20 protein-coding genes are annotated in these 21,629 nt (G+C 45.1%); 12 read left to right on the top strand and 8 right to left on the bottom strand.

The genetic code is table 11. The features are described 5' to 3' along the window. Positions 1 to 427: 427 nt before the first annotated feature. The 8 genes from SIO70_RS31675 to SIO70_RS31710 form a co-directional block, all read right to left on the bottom strand. Positions 428 to 724: a hypothetical protein gene (locus SIO70_RS31675; protein WP_320577699.1), complete on the bottom strand. Its 297-nt coding sequence runs from the start codon at positions 722 to 724 to the stop codon at positions 428 to 430. Positions 725 to 1,177: 453 nt separating this feature from the next. Continuing rightward, positions 1,178 to 1,834: a 3-oxoacid CoA-transferase subunit B gene (locus tag SIO70_RS31680; RefSeq protein ID WP_320577701.1), complete on the bottom strand. Its 657-nt coding sequence runs from the start codon at positions 1,832 to 1,834 to the stop codon at positions 1,178 to 1,180. A gap of 10 nt (positions 1,835 to 1,844) precedes the next feature. Then, positions 1,845 to 2,537 (bottom strand): CoA transferase subunit A, encoded by a 693-nt coding sequence (locus SIO70_RS31685; RefSeq protein ID WP_320577704.1) that lies wholly within the window; start codon positions 2,535 to 2,537, stop codon positions 1,845 to 1,847. Positions 2,538 to 2,576: 39 nt separating this feature from the next. Then, positions 2,577 to 3,230 (bottom strand): DUF4296 domain-containing protein, encoded by a 654-nt coding sequence (locus SIO70_RS31690; protein ID WP_320577706.1) that lies wholly within the window; start codon positions 3,228 to 3,230, stop codon positions 2,577 to 2,579. A 27-nt stretch (positions 3,231 to 3,257) separates the two neighbouring features. Then, a complete protein-coding gene (locus SIO70_RS31695) occupies positions 3,258 to 4,187 on the bottom strand; it encodes a DUF4835 family protein (protein WP_320577708.1) in 930 nt (309 codons plus the stop codon). A gap of 24 nt (positions 4,188 to 4,211) precedes the next feature. Continuing rightward, positions 4,212 to 5,414, bottom strand: coding sequence for a bifunctional phosphopantothenoylcysteine decarboxylase/phosphopantothenate--cysteine ligase CoaBC (gene coaBC, locus SIO70_RS31700; protein WP_320577710.1), 1,203 nt, complete (start codon positions 5,412 to 5,414; stop codon positions 4,212 to 4,214). Positions 5,415 to 5,495: 81 nt separating this feature from the next. Next, positions 5,496 to 5,837, bottom strand: coding sequence for a DNA-directed RNA polymerase subunit omega (locus tag SIO70_RS31705; protein ID WP_072359134.1), 342 nt, complete (start codon positions 5,835 to 5,837; stop codon positions 5,496 to 5,498). A gap of 15 nt (positions 5,838 to 5,852) precedes the next feature. Continuing rightward, positions 5,853 to 6,695: an outer membrane protein assembly factor BamD gene (locus SIO70_RS31710; RefSeq protein WP_320577714.1), complete on the bottom strand. Its 843-nt coding sequence runs from the start codon at positions 6,693 to 6,695 to the stop codon at positions 5,853 to 5,855. Positions 6,696 to 7,244: 549 nt separating this feature from the next. Between SIO70_RS31710 and mraZ the strand changes: the two genes are divergently transcribed. The 12 genes from mraZ to ftsA all read left to right on the top strand — a co-directional run bounded on the left by mraZ (position 7,245) and on the right by ftsA (position 21,550). Further along, entirely contained in the window at positions 7,245 to 7,712 is a 468-nt protein-coding gene (gene mraZ, locus SIO70_RS31715; protein WP_083725640.1) for a division/cell wall cluster transcriptional repressor MraZ, read from the top strand. A gap of 8 nt (positions 7,713 to 7,720) precedes the next feature. After that, positions 7,721 to 8,629, top strand: a complete 909-nt coding sequence (gene rsmH, locus SIO70_RS31720; RefSeq protein ID WP_320577717.1) for a 16S rRNA (cytosine(1402)-N(4))-methyltransferase RsmH — start codon at positions 7,721 to 7,723, stop codon at positions 8,627 to 8,629. Between the two features lie 133 nt (positions 8,630 to 8,762). After that, positions 8,763 to 9,113: an FtsL-like putative cell division protein gene (locus SIO70_RS31725; protein ID WP_083725644.1), complete on the top strand. Its 351-nt coding sequence runs from the start codon at positions 8,763 to 8,765 to the stop codon at positions 9,111 to 9,113. A 15-nt stretch (positions 9,114 to 9,128) separates the two neighbouring features. Next, on the top strand, positions 9,129 to 11,234 hold the full coding sequence (locus SIO70_RS31730) for a penicillin-binding protein (RefSeq protein WP_320577720.1): 2,106 nt from the start codon (positions 9,129 to 9,131) through the stop codon (positions 11,232 to 11,234). Next, positions 11,234 to 12,700 (top strand): UDP-N-acetylmuramoyl-L-alanyl-D-glutamate--2,6-diaminopimelate ligase, encoded by a 1,467-nt coding sequence (locus SIO70_RS31735; RefSeq protein ID WP_320577721.1) that lies wholly within the window; start codon positions 11,234 to 11,236, stop codon positions 12,698 to 12,700. Before SIO70_RS31730 ends, SIO70_RS31735 begins: the two co-directional genes overlap by 1 nt. A gap of 105 nt (positions 12,701 to 12,805) precedes the next feature. Continuing rightward, on the top strand, positions 12,806 to 13,999 hold the full coding sequence (gene mraY / locus SIO70_RS31740) for a phospho-N-acetylmuramoyl-pentapeptide-transferase (protein WP_320577723.1): 1,194 nt from the start codon (positions 12,806 to 12,808) through the stop codon (positions 13,997 to 13,999). Positions 14,000 to 14,004: 5 nt separating this feature from the next. After that, complete coding sequence (gene murD, locus SIO70_RS31745) at positions 14,005 to 15,345, top strand: UDP-N-acetylmuramoyl-L-alanine--D-glutamate ligase (RefSeq protein ID WP_320577725.1); 1,341 nt, start codon at positions 14,005 to 14,007, stop codon at positions 15,343 to 15,345. 35 nt (positions 15,346 to 15,380) lie between these two features. Beyond that, positions 15,381 to 16,583 carry an FtsW/RodA/SpoVE family cell cycle protein gene (locus SIO70_RS31750; RefSeq protein WP_320577727.1) on the top strand — a complete coding sequence of 401 codons (1,203 nt, stop codon included), beginning with the start codon at positions 15,381 to 15,383 and terminating at the stop codon, positions 16,581 to 16,583. A 14-nt stretch (positions 16,584 to 16,597) separates the two neighbouring features. After that, positions 16,598 to 17,692, top strand: coding sequence for an undecaprenyldiphospho-muramoylpentapeptide beta-N-acetylglucosaminyltransferase (gene murG, locus SIO70_RS31755; protein ID WP_320577730.1), 1,095 nt, complete (start codon positions 16,598 to 16,600; stop codon positions 17,690 to 17,692). A gap of 14 nt (positions 17,693 to 17,706) precedes the next feature. Continuing rightward, positions 17,707 to 19,074 (top strand): UDP-N-acetylmuramate--L-alanine ligase, encoded by a 1,368-nt coding sequence (gene murC, locus SIO70_RS31760; protein ID WP_320577731.1) that lies wholly within the window; start codon positions 17,707 to 17,709, stop codon positions 19,072 to 19,074. Between the two features lie 21 nt (positions 19,075 to 19,095). After that, positions 19,096 to 20,118, top strand: coding sequence for a hypothetical protein (locus tag SIO70_RS31765; protein WP_320577734.1), 1,023 nt, complete (start codon positions 19,096 to 19,098; stop codon positions 20,116 to 20,118). Positions 20,119 to 20,146: 28 nt separating this feature from the next. Beyond that, complete coding sequence (gene ftsA, locus SIO70_RS31770; RefSeq protein WP_320577736.1) at positions 20,147 to 21,550, top strand: cell division protein FtsA; 1,404 nt, start codon at positions 20,147 to 20,149, stop codon at positions 21,548 to 21,550. Positions 21,551 to 21,629: the final 79 nt, after the last annotated feature.

The following is a 21,629-nucleotide window of genomic DNA, read 5'->3' on the forward strand; positions in this document are numbered from 1 at the left end:
GAATAGAAAGGTACGAAATATTCATGTGATGCAGGCATTAGCAGCCGGGGCATTTAGGCACCTATTTTGGCGACTATTATCTCCTACATATAGCAAACTGAACCTGATCCGGAACCTCCCTAAAAAAGGTAGCGGTCATCCCAGCTCATGCCAGGACAACCGCTTTATACATAGGACAGGGGCTCTTCCCGGATTTCATCCCGGAATGGACGCCAGTCTATTTAGATTTCTTTTTTTAATTGCCCCAAACGGGGCACTGCAAATACATCTGCCTGTTTGGAACGACCCAATAAAGCAGTCAGTACACTGCCGGAACCTACAGACATGATTCTGCCTGGAAACTTGTTCCTGCATTGCACTTTGTTAATCCATTATAGCTAGGAGGAAGATAAAAACCGAATTTCCTTCCTTCATAACGTGTTGTCAGTTAAAAATTACTGTTGTACTGTCCTTTGCATGTCATCGCCAGCTGCAAATCTGCATTCAGGTAAAAACGATCCTGCAAAGAATAGTCTGCTTTGATCTGCACAGTTGTAGGCAAACTGACTTTGTAATTCATTTCACTATTCAAACCATCCGGAGCAAAATGCTGTGGATAATGATCTAAAGTCGTCTTATAATCATCGATGGAAACACAGTTCAACAGGCTCAGGTAAAACCTGTCAGGTACCGGGATACCCTGATTATAACCGTACTCTTCCTCATATCTTTTGTAAACTACCATCTGCCGGTATCGACTGTTAAAATTGCCACAGTTTCAGTCATAATAGACAGTTAGATAACCAGGAAGGTTCAAAGACCTTTCAGGCACAATACATTAAACCTATTTAATAGGTATAATATAGTTCCTGATCCTGTATATCAGCATACTTTAAGCCTCGTTGGCACAATAAATATTAGCGTGAAGTTATTATTCACTGACAATCCGATGCATGTAGCATCTCCAATTTAATTTATTTTGGTATCCCGGAAATTTTATTCCGGCAAAATGGTCCCGTCGAAATGCTCTTTAATTGATCTTAGTTTACGCTCCTGATGATGGACTCTCTCCTCTATCAGAGTTGACAGGGCAAAGATGCTATTTTTAATTTATTATACAATAGCAAGTTGTGGGTATTGCAAATTTGAAATAGAATGATTATCTATAACTAAGGGGCTTGTAGTACAAGCCCCTTAGTTATAATTTCATTTCAGGTATTTCACCATTCACGATCAAACGCCCTGCTGTCTTAGCTTTGATCTCATCTACGCTCACCCCGGGCGCTCGTTCAAGTAATCGAAATCCTTCAGGTGTTACATCTAATACTGCCAGTTCTGTCACTATCTTTTTCACACAGGATACGCCTGTTAATGGTAGTGTACACTGTGGTAATAACTTACTTTCTCCTTTCGGATTTGTATGCATCATGGCTACAATGATATTTCTTGCTGAGGCGACAAGATCCATTGCTCCCCCCATTCCTTTCACCATCTTACCCGGTATTTTCCAGTTGGCTATATCTCCCGTATCAGATACTTCCATAGCACCTAATACAGTCAGATCCACTTTACCAGCTCTGATCATACCAAAGCTCTCTGCACTGTCAAAGAAACAACCACCGGGTAATACAGTCACAGTTTCTTTGCCCGCATTGATCAGGTCTGCATCCATATCAGCCTCTTCAGGGTAAGGGCCCATACCTAACAAACCATTCTCTGATTGCAGCATGATAGCAACGCCATCAGGAATAAAATTAGCAACCAGTGTAGGAATGCCGATACCGAGGTTTACATACATGCCATCGCGCAGTTCCTGCGCTATTCTTTTAGCGATGCTATATTTATCTAAAGACATACATTACAATTTAAATCTTAACAGTTTTGCGTTCGATACGTTTTTCGTAACCAGTGCCCTGGAAGATGCGGTGTACATATATACCCGGTACATGTATCTGGTCCGGATCCAGTTCTCCGGGTTGTACCAGGTGCTCTACTTCCGCAATTGTAATGTTGCCTGCTTTCGCCATAGAAGTGCTGAAATTTCTAGTTGTCTTTCTGAATACCAGGTTGCCCATGGTATCGCCTTTCCAGGCCTTTACCATTGCGAAATCCGCATGCAGCGCCATTTCCATCAGGTATTGTTTGCCATTGAATTCGCGCGACTCTTTGCCTATCGCTACTTCAGTACCGTAACCGGCAGGCGTAAAAAAAGCAGGAATGCCCATTCCTGCCATCTGAATACGGGTTGCGAGTGTACCCTGTGGAATCAGTTCTACTTCCAGCTCCCCGGACAACAGCTGTCTTTCAAACTCCGCATTTTCGCCTACATAAGAGGCCATCATCTTTTTGATTTGTCTTGTTTTTAAGAGCAAGCCCAATCCGAAGTCGTCTACACCTGCATTATTAGAAATACAAGTGAGATCCTGGATACCTTTACGTACCAGTGCTGTAATACAGTTTTCGGGGATGCCGCACAACCCGAAACCTCCCAGCATCAGCGTAGTTCCATCGTGGATGTCATGCAGTGCTTCATCAGCATTTGCTACAACTTTGTTCATGTTTTGGTGTTTTGAAAATTTTTGGGGGCCGGAACAATGTTACTGCTTCGGCTTGAAATCAGGTTTATGGTGCCCTGGTAACCCTTCCCTTGGTAACGACTTAACGCTTCCAGGCAGTGGTTTGCCCGGCATCACACCAGATCCCATTGGCACTGGTCCGTTTGGCTTTGGCCTGGGAGGTGCCGGTTTTGGAGCCGGAGGCAACGGTGGATGCGCTGTAGGCAAGTTCAATTGCTTGAGAAAAGGAGTCGGCAAACCGTTCTTTTTTGAAGTTAGAACATATTGGCCAAACGGTAATTCGGCAAATGGATTTTCCAGGTACGACTTTATACGCATCTCCTGGTCCAGGTCCTCCCTATTGGCAGTTGCTGCCTCCATCATCATATCATACACTTCCTTCAGTCTGTCAGGACGACTTTCGTACCAATCATAGCTCTTCTGAAACTGTGCCTGTGTCAGGTGGTGCAGGTCCAGGATCTGTTTATAATATAGCTTTACCCGGTACCTGCGTACAGAATCAGGCATCGGAGTTCGTGGATCTTCATTATTAGTACTGAATGCATCTGCCATCGTCATGTCCAGCAGTACATCCCTCATCTCCTCTTTTTGCATTACACCTTCCGGCACTTTGCCAGCCTGTCCGCATGCCATTAATACCAAAAGAAAGAAAACAAATACGATTCTATATTGCATAAATACTATTCCGTTATTAGCACAAAGCTATTTCATCTGCTGATATTTCACAGCATTCGTTACATCCATTTGGGACAATAACTGTACCGCACGTGATTTTTCCTGTGGTGGCGCCTTTGAAAATATCTTTTGCAGTTCATCAGATTTAGAAGTAAAAAATACCGCCATCAGCATAGAGTTAGGTATATCCTGGTAGATGGCGTACATCATATTGAGACAGTTCAGGATCGCTCCCCTGCCCTTGTTCATATCATCATACATTATATCCAGACCCTGGCGGTGATATTGGTACATCACATCGTGAAAACGGGCAAACTTCACATTCAGCAGGTTGTCCTGCAGCCAATAGCGGTTGCGGTTGCCCTCAAATGGTTTCCAGCCGGATACATCCTTACCGTCAGGTGCGTTGTTCACAATATTCAGTGCTTTCTTGAAAAAGTCGTCTCCACCACGGGGAGAGAAGCTATCCGCATCCAGCCCCAGAATGATATACGCATAATAAGCCATGACAGCAGTAAGGTTGCTGGCAACCGGATCATTGCCGGATACCCTGTTGTCACTGAATTCTAATGGCTGAAACTCAACATAGCGAAACACGATGTTGTTGTCCTGCATGTTTAGCAGGCTGCTCACATATCCTGCGTTATACACAGGGCGGGTGGCCTGCACAGTCAATGTCGCTTTGTAACTATTGCTTCCCAGGTCGCCTGTTACATTCAGCAGAAAATTGCATTCTATGCGTTCAGATGGTGTATAGACATCATCCCCCCAGCGACGGCCATTCAGGAATTCCATCAGGCTTTTCTGCAGGGTGGTGAATACTTTCTTGTCAGTACCCGTGATCTGGTTGGCGTTAACAGTGACATTCACTCTCAGTTCCTGGGCCATGAGACCGGAACCAAAGAGCAGGAATAATAAAAAGCAGGTGAGGAGTTTCAACTGTGGAGTATGTTGCATGTTATCATACGATTATAGAGACTATCATTGCAGTCCGATCATGGCAGTAATGGCCTTCACAATATCTTCCGCTACTTCCTGCTTGGATTTGAGCGGTAATTCCGTTGTGGAGCCCTGCCTGTCAAACAGTGTTACTTTATTAGTATCATGATTAAAACCGGCGCCAGCATCATTGAGGGAATTCATCACGACGAGGTCCAGGTTTTTCTCATGCAGTTTTTTCAGTGCATATTCCTTTTCGTTGTTGGTTTCCAGCGAGAAGCCTACAAGTACCTGACCGGCAGGTCGCTGCCCACCCAGGGTGCGCAGAATGTCGGTGGTCTTTTCCAGTTCCAGGGTCATTTCGTCGCCGGCGCCTTTCTTGATCTTAAGGTCGGCTACCTGTTTAGGACGATAGTCTGCTACAGCGGCGGCCATTACGACGATATTACTGTTGGCAAAATGGTTTGCACTACTATTGAACATATCCGCTGCCGTAACGACCCTGAGTGCATGCACACCCGGATGTCTGGCTGACAGGTGGGTAGGTCCCAGCACCAAAGTCACATCTGCTCCTGCAGCTGCCAGTGCATCGGCAATGGCGATACCCATTTTACCACTGGAATGATTACTGATATAACGAACAGGGTCCAATGGTTCTTGTGTAGGCCCTGCAGTTACCAGTGCTTTTTTTCCTTTCAGGGGTTGATGGGCGCTAAAGTATTGTTGGAGGAAGGCGATAATATGTTCCGGTTCCGCCATTCTTCCTTCGCCAAAGAGGCCACTGGCCAGCTCTCCCTTTTCTACCGGCAGTTGCTGGTGACCGTAAGAAAGCAATTTTTCCACATTTGCACGGGTGGCAGGGTGGTGCCACATATCTTCGTCCATGGCAGGGGCAAAAAGTACAGGACAGGTGGCCGAGAGGTAGGTGGCCATCAGGAGGTTATCACAGAGCCCTGTAGCCATCTTGGCCAGGGTATTGGCCGAAGCGGGGGCTATGAGCATCACGTCGGCCCATCGGCCCAGCATGACGTGGTTGTTCCAGCTTGAGTTATCACTGATGGTCACAGGCACCTCATTTTTCGATAAGGTCGCCAATGTGAGCGGGGTGATGAAATCACAGGCAGATGGTGTCATCACCACCTTTACTTCAGCTCCTTCCTTTACCAGCAACCGCACGATGGTAGCAGCTTTGTAAGCGGCTATACTTGCGGACACACCCAGTAGTATTTTCTTTCCTTGCAACATGTAGCGTATACCAATTATAAAAAAAGGCGACAGAAATAGATTTCTGCCGCCATGAAGGTAGATATTTTTCAGTACACGCGATTAGCTGTACAGGTCATCATCATTTCTTCTGAAGTAGATCTTATCTTCCAGGAATTCCATGGTAGCCTGGATAGCAGGGTTTGCCATCCTCTCATAGAAACGGGAGATTTCGATCTGTTCTTTATTCTCATGCACTTCCTCCAGGTTGTCTGTATGACTGGCAAATTCTTCCAGTTTAGAGTGCAGCTCTTCCTTTACAGATATGTTGATCTGATTGGCGCGTTTAGCAATTACTGCAATGGATTCATACAGGTTGCCAGTTTTGCCTTTGATCTCGGTAGTATTTTTAGTTTCTACCATTGGATTAAGACTGCTGGTAAGACCTCTTTTTATTTTGCTCATTCTCCAGAGAATTAATTATTGATTATTAATATTGTTAAGGGTATTGTTTGTTTCCTTCGCATTTTTGGTTGCTTTCGCTTTCTTCCTTTCCTGTTTCTTACTAACCGGTGCGTTCAGATTATCTATATCCTTGATATTGCTTTGTGCTAAGGTATACCATTTTTCGGCATCTGGCTTCAGACGGCTGGAAGAATAATGGTCAGCGAAGTCCAGGTACTCAGCTACCACGTCTTCATAGCGTTCTTTCTGCTTATCCCAGATGCTGTGTTCGGCATACTTGAAATAAGCTTTGATAGCCATGTACTTATATCCATCGCTCTTGTCGGAGTCAGGGTAGTTGCGCATCAGACTTTTGAAGCTGATAGCGGCAGCTTTATAATAACCCAGGTTGTAATACAATTCTGCGTTATTATATTCTTTCCTTTCCAGTTTCTGACGGCACAGCTCGATCACCAGGTTACCTTCAGCCACCTTGTCGGAGGTTGGATAGTTGTTGATAAAGGTCTGCATGGCAGAAATGGCTTTGATGGTATTCGCCTGGTCCAGAGGGATTTTTGGAGATTGCTTATAGTAGCAATAAGCCTGCATATAATCCATTTCTACCGCTCTTGGGCTGTTAGGGAAGTTGTCGAGGTAGTTTTTAAAATAAAACCCTGCCTGAACATAATCCTTTAGTTTATAAGAGCAATAGCAATAGTTGTAATAAATCGGCTCATACTTCTCCGTTCCTTTGTAAACCTGGAACAGGGATTCATACAGGGACTGCGCGGTCATGTACTTCTTTTTCTCGTACATTTTGTTCGCATAAGCCAGTTTGGCTTCGTAATCCTTGCTTTTTTCGATCTTGCGCAGCTCCATATTACAGGACGATGCGAAAACAATTACTAAGAGACTGATAAAAAAAGAAAATTTCTGCATTTTCCGCATAAAGAGGGCAAAGTTAAGAATTAAATGTAAATGTAAGATAGGGTAGCAAATACAGCTGTTAAAATTTTGCAAAAACACATTTTCCCACCAAAAAGATATTTTTACGGGTATAAGGTCTGTTCGAGTGTTGTTCGAACGCTGTTCGAGTGTTCTTCGAGTGCTGTTCGAGTGTTGTTCGACGCTTCTTCGATGCTAGTTCGACGCTTGTTCGACTAAAGCAGAAAATGTCAACAATATTAATAAACATTACTAATCAGCGAATTAACACACTTACTAACACGTATCCACATAATTCTCACATATTATCAACATACATTCCCACAGAATAAACACAAGCTCATCAATAAACCATTCAAAACCCCATTATTATATGCAGATAAATACTGTGGAAAAAATTTATAATTCATTTTTTCGTTAGAGAGTGGGAAAAAGTGTTATTTTGTGTTAGAAAATGGAATTCAAGGACTTTCGCCCCCAAGTATGACAGGTTTTCTGGGAGAATATGAAGCAACGCTTGACGCAAAAGGACGCTTTCTCCTCCCCGCTGGCTTTAAAAAGCAGCTGGCAGAAGGCGCCGGGGAACAGTTTGTCATCAACCGAGGGTTTGAAAAATGCCTGTCCTTGTATCCCATGAACGAATGGCAACCAATTTTCGAAAAGATCAGTAAGCTGAACGATTTCGATCCGAAAGTAAGGGAATTCCGCCGCTACTTTCTAAACGGAGCCACCATTTGTGAACTGGATAGTGCAGGCAGATTATTGGTGCCAAAAAACCTGATGGCTTATGCATCGCTCGATAAAGAGATCGTGCTTTCAGCAGCCAGCAACAAGATTGAAATCTGGGATAAAACAAAATACCAGGAGTTCTTTGAAAATTTCTCACCAGGAGCCTTCAGTGACCTTGCAATGCAGGTCATGGGAGGTGGAGATAACAATATTTCGATTTAACAGCTATTATGGGAGAAGCGTCACAATATCACCTACCCGTTCTGCTGAATGAAGTGGTCAGTCATCTGCAAATCAATCCCGAAGGGACTTACGTAGATGCCACTTTTGGAGGCGGCGGTCATTCCAGCGCTATTCTGGAACAACTGAACGAAAACGGAAGGCTCATCGTGTTTGATCAGGACGAAGATGCCTATAATAACCGGATAGAAGACCCAAGGGTCACTTTCGTACAACAAAACTTCAGACACCTGCAAAGGTTCCTTAAACTGTACAAAGTACCTCCGGTTGACGGCCTCCTCGCAGATCTGGGCGTTTCATCATGGCAGTTTGATACAGCAGAAAGAGGATTTAGTATCCGGTTCGACGGAGATCTGGATATGCGCATGGACAAAAGAACAACCCTCACAGCAGCAGCGCTGCTACAATCCTACTCAGAACAGGAATTACACCTCCTGTTCCAGAACTACGGAGAAGTAACCAACGCACGCACACTGGCTAAAACGATAGTCACAGAGCGAAAAGCCCGCCCAATGAGGACCATTAACGAGTTCAAATCCGTTATCCAGCCAATCGTAAAAGGCAATCCGCAGAAATACCTCGCACAGGTATTCCAGGCACTCAGGATCGCCGTGAACGACGAACTGGGCGCCCTGAAAGATTTGCTCACACAAGCAACGGAAATATTAAAACCGGGCGGTAAACTGGCTATCATAACTTTCCATTCACTGGAAGACAGACTGGTGAAGAACTTTATGAAAACAGGACAATTTGAGGTGCAGGACGATCCATTTTCTTTTACCACACCCCCCAAATTGTACCGGTTAGATACAAAAAAACCAGTCACCGCTGGCCCCGAAGAACTAAAACGTAATTCCCGGTCCCGCAGCGCAAAACTAAGGGTCGCCGAAAAATTATAACAGATCCGGACTGACGAGCATTTAGAAGGGTACAACTAGAAAACTAGAAAAAGCGTCAATCCCCCAATCACGTTGATCATGTGCGAAGGATGTGATACCATATCATTCACGTTGACTAATAAAACCGAGCTGTTTGGAACAGGAAGAACATATACCAGTCGCAGAATTACCGGATGAACCGGAACAGAAAAGAGAGTGGCGCCTGCGTATCAATTACGCAGCCATCACGCAAAATATGCCCTTTATACTGTTCCTTTCCGCACTCGCACTGATCTATATCGCAAATAGTCACCTGGCTGAAAAAAAAATCCGCCAGATCAACAAACTGGGACGTGAGATCAAAGAGCTGAAATGGGAATACCTCAATGTGAAAAGTGAATTGATGTTCCGTAGCAAAATGAGTGAAGTCAGCAAATCAGTGGAACCCTGGGGCCTCAAGCCGCTAAGTTCACCACCCCAAAAAATCGTACTGAAGAAACAGTAATAATCATATCAGACTGTGGAAGTAAAGAAAGACATATTGTGGAGAGTGTATCTGTGCTTTATCGGCATGGTGCTGTTTGGTGTGGCTATAATTATAAAGGTGTTCTTTCTCCAGAACGTTGAAGGAAATTACTGGCGAAGCATGGCAGACAGCCTGCACACCCGCTACGTAACCCTCGACGCAGACCGGGGTACCATCTACTCCGAAGAAGGCAGGATGCTATCAACATCCATCCCCTACTTCGATGTAAGAGTCGATTTCGCAGCAGATGGGCTCACCGATAAAAATGGAAAGATCTTCAAGGACAATGTTGACTCATTGTCCATTTGTCTTTCAAAGACTTTTCAGGACCGCACCCCGCTGGAGTATAAAAATATCCTCCGCGAAGGCTATAAAAACAAAGACAGGTACTTTCTCCTGAAAAGAGATATCTCGTTTACCCAGTATCAGCTCCTCCGACAATTTCCCATGTTCAGATTAGGGAAAAATAAAGGAGGCCTGATCGCGGAAACAAAAAATAAACGCATTAACCCTTTCAAACTACTGGCTAACAGAACCATCGGTTTGAGCAGGCAAAATGCACAGAACGTAGGTCTCGAAAGGACCTACGATAACTATTTAAGCGGCACCACCGGTAAAAGACTGATGCGCCGCATCGCTGGCGGTACTTTCGTCCCCGTCGAAGGTTATGATATTGAACCCGAAAACGGACACGATGTCATCACTACCATCGACGTAAACATGCAGGATATCGTTGAAACCGCCCTCATGAACATGATGGTCGCCAACGAAGCAGATAACGGTACCTGCATTCTGATGGAAGTGAAAACCGGCAAGATCAAAGCGATTGCCAACCTGGGCAGACAACCAGATGGCAGCTATTTCGAGGATATGAACTATGCCCTCAGAGCAACAGAGCCCGGCTCTACGTTCAAACTGGCTACCGTCATCTCCGTACTCGACGACAAATACGCCACCATGAACAACATGGTGAACCTGCAGGAAGGTAAGTGGCAGATTGGACGCAGAACCGTATTTGACTCCGAACCACACCCTGGCCAGACAAACGTAACTATCAAACACGCGTTCGAACTGAGCTCTAATGTGGGAATGGCAAAACTGGCTTATCAGTTCTATAATAAAAAACCAAACGACTTCGTCTGGCACCTGAGAAAACTCAAGCTCGACAAGCCAACCGGTATAGACCTCGTAGGTGAAGACCAACCGGTCATCAAAACTACCGCCAGCAGAACATGGAGCGCTACCAGCCTTCCATGGATGGCTTTCGGTTACGAAGTGTTAATAAGCCCGTTGCAAACCTGCATGCTCTACAACGCTGTGGCTAACAACGGTAAAATGATGAAGCCTTACCTGGTGAACTCCATTAATGAATATGGTAAATCAGTTAAGACCTTCGAACCTGAAGCCGTAATGGATAGCATCTGCTCTTCCAATACACTGGCACAGGTAAAAGCAATGTTGGAAGGAGTCGTAATGAATGGAACGGCCAGATCACTGTGGTCTCCATATTACAGCTTTGCCGGTAAAACCGGTACCGCCCTGGTAGCGAATGCTAACCGGGGTTATGCCGATAAAATATACCAGTCCTCTTTCGCAGGATATTTTCCTGCCAAAGACCCGCAGTTCACCTGCGTTGTGGTCATCAAAAACAAACCACATGCAGCTAAGTTCTACGGCGCCTCTGTAGCAGGACCCGTTTTTCGCGAAGTTGCAGACAAATTGTATGCGATCGCTGTTGAAAAACAACAACCTATGCGTGCTAACCTGATGCTGGATACATTGCTGGCATTCAAAAACAGTAAAGCCCGTGATTGGAAAGAAATCACTACCGCACTGGATCTACCCGTTGAAGGCGATGTGAATAACAACAATTGGGTAAGCGCAAAGGTGACTGACAAGAAGGTAAACTTTGCACAGGTAACGCAGGCAAAAGGTAGCGTACCCAATGTAACAGGAATGGGATTAAAGGATGCTTTATACCTCCTCGAGAATGCCGGTTTACGTGTGGTGGTAAGAGGTGCTGGTAAAGTCACCAACCAATCCATTCCAGGTGGTACACAATTAGAAAAAAATCAAACGATAGTCATAGAACTGAGTTAATGAAAACACTGCGTGACATATTATATAATGTAAACATCGTGGCTGTAAAAGGGTCAACCGATACCGCCGTGAATGCACTGAACATCGACTCCAGAGCCATCAGGCCTGGAGATGCTTTCATTGCAATCAGAGGTGTACATGCTGATGGTCACCTATTCATTGACAAAGCTGTACAACAGGGTGCCGCTGTCGTGATCTGTGAAGAACTGCCTGCACAAACTGCCGACAATGTAGTCTATGTTCAGGTTAACAGCAGCGCTACCGCCGCTGGTGTTATAGCAGGCAACTTCTACGACAACCCTTCTCACAAGGTGCAACTCGTAGGCGTAACCGGTACCAATGGTAAAACGACCATCGCTACCCTCCTGTTCAAACTATTCAGTGCTCTCGGCTACCATTGCGGAATGCTCTCCACCGTGCAGAACCAGATCGGTGACAGGATCGTTCCTGCTACCCATACCACCCCGGATCCCATTCACCTGAATGCTCTCCTGGCGGATATGGTCACTGATGGTTGTGACTACGTGTTCATGGAAGTAAGCTCTCATGCTATTCACCAACAAAGAATAGCAGGGCTGAAATTTGCCGGAGGCATCTTCAGCAATATCACCCACGATCACCTGGACTATCACAAAACCTTCGACGAATACATCAGGGTAAAAAAATCCTGGTTCGATGGTTTGCCTGCTACCGCATTTGCCCTCACTAACCTCGACGATAAAAGAGGTAATGTGATGCTGCAGAACACCAAAGCGAAAAAACAAACTTATAGCCTGCGCACTGTCGCAGACTTTAAGGGAAAAATATTGGAGAATAACCTCACCGGCCTGATCATGTTGATCAATGAGACAGAAGTACACTTCCGCCTCATCGGTGAGTTCAATGCATATAACCTGCTGGCTGTATACGGAGCCGCTACCCTGCTCGGTCAGGACAAAGCCCGCGTATTACAGGCACTCAGTGATCTGTCAGGTGCTGAAGGACGTTTCGATTACATCGTCTCTCCCAATCAGCGCATCATCGGTATCGTGGATTATGCACATACCCCCGATGCATTGCTCAATGTGCTGGCGACTATCAAAAACCTGCGCAAAGGCAACGAACAAGTCATTACCGTAGTAGGTTGCGGCGGCGATCGTGACACAGCAAAACGCCCTGTCATGGCCGAAGTAGCAGTAGAACGCAGTGATAAAGTGATCCTTACCTCCGATAATCCCCGTTCAGAAGATCCGAACGAAATTATCAGACAAATGGAAGCCGGTGTACCCGTACATCTTAAAAAGAAAGTACTGTCTATCACCGACCGTAAAGAAGCGATCAAAACAGCTATCAGCCTCGCAAATCCTGAAGACATTATTCTCATAGCAGGTAAAGGCCATGAGAAATACCAGGAAATACAAGGCGTGAAACATCCGTTCGACGACAAACAGGTGCTGGATGAAATGATGCGGTTGATGGAGAAATAACAACTAACAAACAACTTACGAACAACTAACTAACAACGACTAACTAACAGTATGCTTTATTACTTATTCAATTATTTGAAAACGTTAAATTTCAGCGGTAGCGGGATGTTTCAATTCATCACGTTCCGTGTGACAATGGCGTTACTGTTATCCCTGGTAATCTCTCTCTTGTTAGGTAAACGTATCGTAAGATTCCTCCAGAAAAAACAGATAGGGGAAACCATCCGTGACCTCGGCCTGGCAGGTGAAAACAGTAAGAAAGGTACCCCTACCATGGGTGGCCTCATCATCCTGGCGGCTATTGTTATTCCTACCCTGCTGTTTGCACAGGTAAAAACCGTTTACATCTGGCTCATGCTGCTCTGCACTGTTTGGCTGGGTCTGATCGGTTTCCTGGACGACTATATCAAGGTATTCAAAAAGAACAAAGAAGGACTGGCTGGTAAGTTCAAGATCCTGGGCCAGGTTGGTTTAGGTATCATCATCGGCAGCACTTTGTACTTCAACGAAAACGTAGTGATCTCCCGCGAAATCATTGGCGCGAAGAAACTCGCCCCCTACGAAAGAGTTGTGGCCAAATCGGAAAGAGTGACGAAAGAAGGACATCGCTTTGCTGATGTGAAGACACCCATCACTTCTATCCCATTTGTAAAAAACCATGAATTCAACTACGCCAAACTGATCTCCTGGATCCCTGGCGCAGAGAAATATACTTACATCCTCTATATCCTCATCGTGATTATCATCATAACGGCAGTGTCCAATGGTGCAAATCTCACAGATGGATTGGATGGATTGGCCACGGGTGTATCGGCGGTTATAGGCGTTTGTCTCGGCATATTCGCCTATGTATCCGGTAACATCCAGTTCGCCGAATACCTGAATATCATGTACATCCCTAACCTGGGTGAACTGTCCATATTCATTGCCGCCTTTGTAGGTGCCTGTGTAGGTTTCCTCTGGTACAATGCTTATCCGGCACAGGTGTTCATGGGCGATACAGGTAGTTTGGCTTTGGGTGGTATCATCGCTTCCCTGGCTATCATAGTAAGAAAAGAATTATTGATACCAATTTTCTGTGGTGTATTCCTGGTAGAAAACCTGAGCGTAGTATTACAGGTCTCCTACTTTAAGTATACCAAGAAAAAATATGGTGAAGGCAAGCGCATATTTCTGATGTCTCCACTTCACCACCATTACCAGAAGCTAGGTTACCACGAAAGTAAAATAGCAGTAAGGTTCTGGATCATAACAATTATGTGTGCAGTAGTTAGTATTGCAACATTAAAAATCAGATAAGCAAAATGACAAAGAAACTCATCATACTCGGAGCCGGTGAAAGCGGAATTGGTGCAGCCCTGTTAGGCAAGCAACAGGGGTATGATGTATTCGTGTCAGATGGTGGAACCATCAAGGATATTTATAAACAGGAACTCGCTGTAAATGCTATTCCTTTCGAGGAAGGACAGCATTCCTGGGATGTGATTTTAGGTGCCGATGAAATTGTTAAAAGCCCTGGCATTCCTGAAAAAACGGAACTGATGAAAAAGATCCGTGCGAAAGGAGTACCAGTGATCTCTGAAATCGAGCTGGCTTACAGGTTTAGCAAAGACGCCAAAATTATCGCCATCACTGGTAGCAATGGAAAGAGCACTACTACAGCGCTCACCTTCCACATCTTTGAGACAGCTGGTTTCAACGCCGCTATGGTAGGTAATATTGGTCTGAGTTATGCCCGTGTAGTTGCTACCGCACCCGTTGATTATTACATCGTCGAAGTAAGTAGTTTTCAACTCGACGATATTGTGGAGTTCAAGCCCAATGTGGCCATTCTGCTGAATATTACACCAGATCATCTGGATAGATATGACTACAAAATGGAGAACTATGTGGCGTCAAAATTCCGCATAACGATGAATCAGGGACCGGAAGATTTCTTTGTGTATTGCAAAGACGATCAGGAGATTGACAATTATTTGAAGAAGCAAACTATTTATTCAACATCAATACCCTTTACTATCATGGAACCGTTAAAGCAAGGAGGATTTATGGTAAACGATCAGGTAAACATTCAGGTTAATGATGAACCAGTTATCGTATCAATGTATGATCTCGCGCTTAAGGGCAAGCACAACTTGTACAATTCCATGGCAGCGGGTATTGCTGGTAGGACCATGGAGATAAGGAAAGAAAAAATTCGGGAGAGCCTGACTTCGTTCAAGAGTCTGGAGCACCGTATGGAGTACGTTGCCACTGTGCGTGGAGTGGATTTCATCAATGATAGTAAAGCCACCAATGTAAACTCACTGTGGTTTGCATTGGAAAGCATGGAAACCCCGGTAGTGCTGATTATGGGAGGTGTGGATAAAGGAAATGATTATAGCGCTATCAGGGACCTGGTAAAAGAAAAAGTAAAAGCAATTATCTGCCTGGGTATAGACAATGCACCGATTCAGGATGCGTTATCAAAAGATACACCGGTAATGGTTGATACACGCAGTATGAAGGAAGCTGTGGAAGCAGCCTTTCAACATGCAGAAAAAGGTGATGTAGTGTTGCTTTCTCCGGCTTGTGCGAGCTTCGATCTGTTCAAGAATTACGAGGACAGAGGCAAGCAGTTCAAAGAAGCCGTGAGGGAACTATAATAAATCCGGGATATTCCGGAAACCAAAAAAGTTAAATGGACGGTATACTTCATAGGACAAAGGGTGACAAAGTGATTTGGACGATCGTGATCTTCCTCTCACTAGTGAGTCTGCTGGCGGTTTACAGCGCCACAGGTTCGCTTGCCTATCGCCTTCAGGGCGGTCATACGGAGTATTATCTCTTTAAACAACTGAGTGTATTAGTAATGGGATTGCTGATCATCTACTTTGCACACAGGGTAAATTATACTATTTACTCCCGTGTGGCACAGATAGGTTTCCTGATCTCTATCCCTTTACTGATCTATACGCTGGCATTTGGTAGTCATATTAATGATGCCAGCCGCTGGATTAGACTGCCCGTTATTAACCTGACATTTCAGACTTCTGACGTAGCTAAGCTGGCCATATTCATGTATGTGAGCAGACAGCTTTCTAAAAGGCAGGGTAACATCACCGATTTTAAGAGAGGCTTTCTGCCTATCATTATTCCGGTGGGTATCATCTGTGTACTGATCATGCCTGCAAACATGTCGACCGCATTGTTGCTGGGCGCCAGCTGTATGATCCTCTGCTTTATTGGCCGGGTACCTATCAGGTATCTGGCTGCCATGGTAGGTGCAGGTCTGGTGGCGATTGTACTGATGTTTGCAGTGGCAGCAGTGACTGGAAAAAAGATGCGTACCGAAACATGGAAAAAGAGAATTGAACATTTCACTTCAGGTGATGATGATAAATCTGATTTACCATACCAGGTACAACAGGCAAACATTGCAATTGCAGGTGGTGGTGTGCTAGGCAAAGGTCCTGGAAACAGTACCCAGCGAAACTTCCTCCCACATGCTTATAGCGACTACATATACGCTACAATTATTGAGGAGTATGGTATCTTTGGCGCCTTTTTGATATTGATGGCCTACATGTTGCTACTATTAAGAAGCATCAGCCTGTTTAGAAAATGTCCCTATGCATTCGGCGCTTTCCTGGCAGTTGGTCTCAGCATCACATTAGTCATACAGGCACTGACAAATATGGCAGTGAATGTAGGGCTCTTTCCCGTAACAGGGGTAACACTTCCGCTGGTAAGTATGGGTGGCTCCTCTGTGATCTTTACAAGTCTGGCTATAGGAATCATACTGAGTGTGTCAAGAAATGTGGAAGAACTGGAAGGTAAAAGAATAGAACAGGAAAGGATTGCAAAGGTAGTAGCCCAGCAAGCCGAAATAGAAGAATTTTAAAAACTAACATGAACATGCAACGCAGAATTATCATAGCAGGTGGTGGTACCGGAGGACATATTTTCCCGGCGATCGCTATTGCCAATGCGTTGAAAAAAATAGAACCTGAAACTGATATTCTCTTTGTAGGTGCCAAAGGAAAGATGGAGATGGAGAAAGTGCCGCAGGCTGGCTACCGCATCGAAGGATTGGAAATAGCAGGATTCAACCGTAGCAATATGCTCAAGAACCTGTTGTTGCCGTTCAAGATTCTGAAAAGCCTGTCAAAGGCCCGTAAGATCATTGACAGTTTTAAACCAGATGCTGTGGTAGGTGTAGGTGGTTACGCCAGCTTCCCTGTCATGCGCAAAGCACAGAAGAAAGGTATTCCTACCCTCATACAGGAACAAAATTCCTTTGCAGGAAAATCCAATATGATACTGGGTAAGAAAGCTGCTAAGATCTGTGTCGCTTACGAAGGAATGGAGAAATTCTTCCCGGCGGATAAAATTGTAATGACTGGCAATCCTGTCAGAGGCAACATTACACAGTCTGCCGTATCAAAAGAAGATGCACTCGCTCATTTTGGCCTCCTTACAGGTAAACAAACAGTGTTCGCTGTGGGTGGTAGCCTGGGAGCAAAAGCCATCAACGAGGCATTGGCGCCAATACTCGCCACTTTTGTAGAAAAGGATATTCAACTGATCTGGCAAACAGGTAAGCCTTACTTTGAAACAGCGAAAGCCGTTGCAGCACCATATGCCTCTCATGTAAAGGTGTATGAGTTTATCAACGTAATGGACTTCGCCTACAAGGCTGCGGATGTAGTGGTATCACGTGCAGGTGCACTGGCCATCGCCGAACTCTGTGTAGTGAAGAAACCTGTCATCTTTGTGCCCTACCCGTTTGCGGCCGAAGACCATCAGACCTTCAATGCAAAAAGCCTGGTAGATAAAAAGGCCGCCATCCTCATTAAAAATGATGATGCAGCCGCTCAATTAGGAAATACTTTATTCAGTCTGTTACAAAACAATGCGTTATTGCGACAACTGGAAGAAAATATAGCAAAACTGGGAAATTCAAATGCTGATATGGTCATTGCTAAACAGGTTTTAGCACTGATTAAATAAAAGGATAAGTAAAAATGGATCTGAACAACATACAACGCGTTTACTTCATTGGAATCGGAGGCATCGGTATGAGCGCCATTGCCCGCTTTTTTAATGAAAAAGGTGTGCATGTGAGTGGCTACGACCGTACCGAAACACCGCTGACCCGTCAGCTGGCTGAAGAAGGTATGCAGATTCATTACTCGGATGATGTTACCCTGCTGGACAAAGATGCACAGCTGGTTGTATACACTCCCGCTATCCCAGGTTCACATTCAGAATTGATCTGGTATCGTAAGAACGAATACGAAGTAGTAAAAAGGAGCGACGTTTTGCAGGAGATCACCAAAGAGTTGTTCGCCATCACCGTAGGTGGTACACATGGCAAAACAACCATCTCTACCCTTACCGCTCACATACTGCGTCATAGTGGCTATGGTTGCAACGCCTTTCTCGGTGGTATCAGCGCCAACTACGACCGTAACTTCTGGAGCAGTGATAAACAGGTAGCCGTGATCGAAGCAGATGAGTATGACCGTTCATTCCTGAAACTACACCCGGATATCGCGATCCTCACCGCTATGGATGCAGATCACCTGGATATCTATGGTACAGAAGCAGACATGCAGGATGCATTCGTACAGTATACCGCGAACATCAAGCCCAATGGTACGCTGATCGCAAAACTGGGATTACCTCGTGCAACTGAACTAAAGGGTGATAATAAACGTTGGTATCACCTGAAAGATACACAGGCAAATATTTATGCGACCAATATCAGAACAGTTGACGGTGGTTACCTGTTTGATGTAGTAGAGCAGGACTGGCACATTCACGATGTACAATTGCCTATCGGTGGCACACACAATATTGAAAATTCAGTGGCAGCCATTACAGTGGCGCACCTGTTAGGCATAGATGCCGCAAAGATCAAAGCAGCGATTGCTGATTTCAAAGGCATCAAACGTCGCTTTGAATATCTGGTAAAGAACGATTACCAGGTATACATAGACGACTACGCACATCATCCGGAAGAATTGCGCGCCCTCATTAGCAGTGCCCGCAGCTTATTCCCCGACAAGCGCTGTACAGTCATCTTCCAGCCACACTTGTATACCCGTACACGTGACCTGGCCGAAGGATTTGCTGAGAGCCTGTCCCTGGCAGATGAAGTGCTGCTGCTACCTATCTATCCGGCCAGAGAGTTGCCCATCGAAGGGGTGCACAGTGAGATCCTGGCGGAAAAGATTACAGTACCAGTTCAGGTGATACAGAAAGAAGACGTAATGGCCTGGGTAAAATCGAATAGTGTACCATTGCTCATCACAGCTGGTGCCGGAGACATTGACCAATTCAGAGATCCGATCAGAGAAATATTGAACGGAGAGAAAGTGAAAGAGTAGACAAAAAAAATTTAAACCCAAATGCAAACCAAGACCCGCCGGGCATTAAAACGAATAGGTAGTGTACTGCTCTGGACAGCGGTATTGACTGGATTCGTGATCCTGCTTGTTGCGGCAGTGCAGGACAAGGAAGATGGTAAATGCAGGGGGATCGTTGTAAAACTGGTGGGTGACGAGAACAACTTTTTTATAGAAGAGAAAGATATAAAAGTGTTGGTAGCTGGCGACAGGAATTTAAATCCTGTAGGCAAGCCCATAAAAGAGATAAACATCGCAGCATTGGAGAAGATAGTATCCCGTGATCCCTGGGTAAAAACTGCGAACATCTTTGTGGACAACCAACGAAAGCTCAACATCAAAGTCGCTCAGCGAGAGCCCGTAGCAAGGATTTTTACCTTAGCAGGAAATACTTACTACCTCGACAAAGATGGAGAAAGAATACCGGTATCGGCCCGCTATACAGCAAGAGTACCGGTGTTCACAGATTATCCGTCAGACGCTGCAAAAGTGCAAAAGGCAGACAGCGCATTGACCGCAGGCATCATGGAAATAGGCAACTTCATACAAAGCGACCCTTTCTGGACTGCACAGGTAGAACAGGTGGTGATCACTCCCCAGCGTGAGTTTGAAATCATACCAACACTGGGCGATCACGTGATACTGTTTGGAGACGGAACCGATGTAACAAAAAAATTTAACAAACTGCTGGCGTTCTATAAAGAGGGGTTGAGTAAAGTAGGATGGAACAATTACGCAAAGATCAATGTTGCATATGAAAACGAAGTAGTTTGCACACGGAGAAGCGGGGAGGAATTATCGAAAAAGCTGGCCGCTGAAGACAGCGCGAAATTAGCCAGCACCGGCGATACACTGGCAAGGATAATGGTGCACGGAAATGATTCAGTGCAACCAGAAGCAACAAAGCTTGAGGCTTCAATCAGAGTGGTACCAGCCAGAACGACGGCGTCAAAACCAAGAAATTCAAAAGACAAGTCGTCTGGAAAAAAGGAACCAAAGGCAGTGTATAAGCCGGGTAGAAATTAGTAACACAACAAAAAACTATAGAAACGCCATGAATCAGGAAGCTCCTATCATTGTAGGTCTTGATATTGGAACTACAAAGATTGCTGCCATTGCAGGTCGAAAAAACGAATTCGGGAAACTGGAAATCCTGGGGTTCGGTAAAGCCCCGTCTTTTGGTGTTCAGCACGGAATGGTGCTGAATATTGATCAGACGATAAAGGCGATACGTCAGGCCCTGGAGAACTGCTATGCTTCTAATCCAAACCTGGAGATCAATGAAGTGTATGTTGGCATTGCAGGTCATCACATCAAGAGCCTGCAGACCCGTGGCGATATCGTGCGTAGCGATACCGAAGCGGAAATATCCCAGAAAGATATTGATCAACTGATAAATGACCAGTATAAAACGGTGATCCCCGCCAGTGACCAGATCATTGACGTGATCCCACAACAATATATTGTTGATAGCCTCCAGAACATTACTTACCCGATCGGGATGAGCGGTGTGAAGGTGGGTGCGAACTTCCATATTATCACTGGTGATAAGAATGCGATTCGCAATATCAACCGTAGTGTGGAGAAATCCGGATTGAAGATCCACGACCTCGTGCTTCAGCCCCTGGCTTCTGCCGCTGCCGTAATGTGTGATATGGACTTCGAAGCAGGCGTAGCCATCGTTGATATCGGTGGTGGTACTACAGACCTGGCAGTGTTCTACGAAGGTATCCTGAAGCACACAGCCGTAATTCCTTACGGTGGTGAGAATATCACCAACGATATCAAGAACGGTCTCGGTGTACTGAAAACGCAGGCAGAACAAATGAAAGTGCAATTCGGTTACGCACTGGCTGATGAAGCAAAAAGCAATGCTTACATCACCATCCCCGGACTGCGCGGACAAAGCCCGAAAGAGATTTCAGTGAAGAACCTGGCACACATCATACAGGCACGTATGAGTGAAATCATGGACTTCGTCATTTATCATCTCAAGCAGATTGGTATGGACAACAAGATGCTCAATGGCGGTATCATCCTCACAGGTGGTGGCTCCCAGCTGAAACATCTGATCCAGCTCACAGAATATACTACCGGTGTAAGTGCACGAATCGGGTATCCGAACGAGCACCTGGCCTCTGGTCATATCGACGAGCTGACCAAACCAATGTATGCAACATGCATAGGTCTTATTCTCAAAGGTTACAACGATTACGAGAATGACCGCAGAGCGATAGAAGAAAATTACGTTAAGATCAATACCAGTTATGTCGCAAAGGAGCAGGCTTCAAAAGCCGCTACAGAACCGGATAGCAGCTGGGAAGATGATGCCCCGTCAGTTGATGAAATTCAGGCAAGAAAAGCGAGAGAAAGAAATGCCTCGCTGAAAACATTCCTTGACAGAATGAAAACGAAGATCATCGATATGTTCACTGAAGAAGAGGATGCAAAACTTTAACAGGGTATTTTCCGAGAATGGCGTAATTGTTGCAGCCATAAACGATTTGAAATCAGATAATTAATATTCGGATAATGGT

The organism is Chitinophaga sancti, from assembly GCF_034087045.1.
Lineage (GTDB): Bacteria > Bacteroidota > Bacteroidia > Chitinophagales > Chitinophagaceae > Chitinophaga > Chitinophaga sancti_B.

Coding starts and splice junctions, on each gene's coding strand:
- SIO70_RS31675 (WP_320577699.1), bottom strand. CDS start 724: ATGGTAGTTTACAAAAGATATGAGGAAGAGTACGGTTATAATCAGGGT.
- SIO70_RS31680 (WP_320577701.1), bottom strand. CDS start 1,834: ATGTCTTTAGATAAATATAGCATCGCTAAAAGAATAGCGCAGGAACTG.
- SIO70_RS31685 (WP_320577704.1), bottom strand. CDS start 2,537: ATGAACAAAGTTGTAGCAAATGCTGATGAAGCACTGCATGACATCCAC.
- SIO70_RS31690 (WP_320577706.1), bottom strand. CDS start 3,230: ATGCAATATAGAATCGTATTTGTTTTCTTTCTTTTGGTATTAATGGCA.
- SIO70_RS31695 (WP_320577708.1), bottom strand. CDS start 4,187: ATGCAACATACTCCACAGTTGAAACTCCTCACCTGCTTTTTATTATTC.
- coaBC (WP_320577710.1), bottom strand. CDS start 5,414: ATGTTGCAAGGAAAGAAAATACTACTGGGTGTGTCCGCAAGTATAGCC.
- SIO70_RS31705 (WP_072359134.1), bottom strand. CDS start 5,837: ATGAGCAAAATAAAAAGAGGTCTTACCAGCAGTCTTAATCCAATGGTA.
- SIO70_RS31710 (WP_320577714.1), bottom strand. CDS start 6,695: ATGGAGCTGCGCAAGATCGAAAAAAGCAAGGATTACGAAGCCAAACTG.
- mraZ (WP_083725640.1), top strand. CDS start 7,245: ATGACAGGTTTTCTGGGAGAATATGAAGCAACGCTTGACGCAAAAGGA.
- rsmH (WP_320577717.1), top strand. CDS start 7,721: ATGGGAGAAGCGTCACAATATCACCTACCCGTTCTGCTGAATGAAGTG.
- SIO70_RS31735 (WP_320577721.1), top strand. CDS start 11,234: ATGAAAACACTGCGTGACATATTATATAATGTAAACATCGTGGCTGTA.
- mraY (WP_320577723.1), top strand. CDS start 12,806: ATGTTTCAATTCATCACGTTCCGTGTGACAATGGCGTTACTGTTATCC.
- murD (WP_320577725.1), top strand. CDS start 14,005: ATGACAAAGAAACTCATCATACTCGGAGCCGGTGAAAGCGGAATTGGT.
- SIO70_RS31750 (WP_320577727.1), top strand. CDS start 15,381: ATGGACGGTATACTTCATAGGACAAAGGGTGACAAAGTGATTTGGACG.
- murG (WP_320577730.1), top strand. CDS start 16,598: ATGCAACGCAGAATTATCATAGCAGGTGGTGGTACCGGAGGACATATT.
- murC (WP_320577731.1), top strand. CDS start 17,707: ATGGATCTGAACAACATACAACGCGTTTACTTCATTGGAATCGGAGGC.
- SIO70_RS31765 (WP_320577734.1), top strand. CDS start 19,096: ATGCAAACCAAGACCCGCCGGGCATTAAAACGAATAGGTAGTGTACTG.
- ftsA (WP_320577736.1), top strand. CDS start 20,147: ATGAATCAGGAAGCTCCTATCATTGTAGGTCTTGATATTGGAACTACA.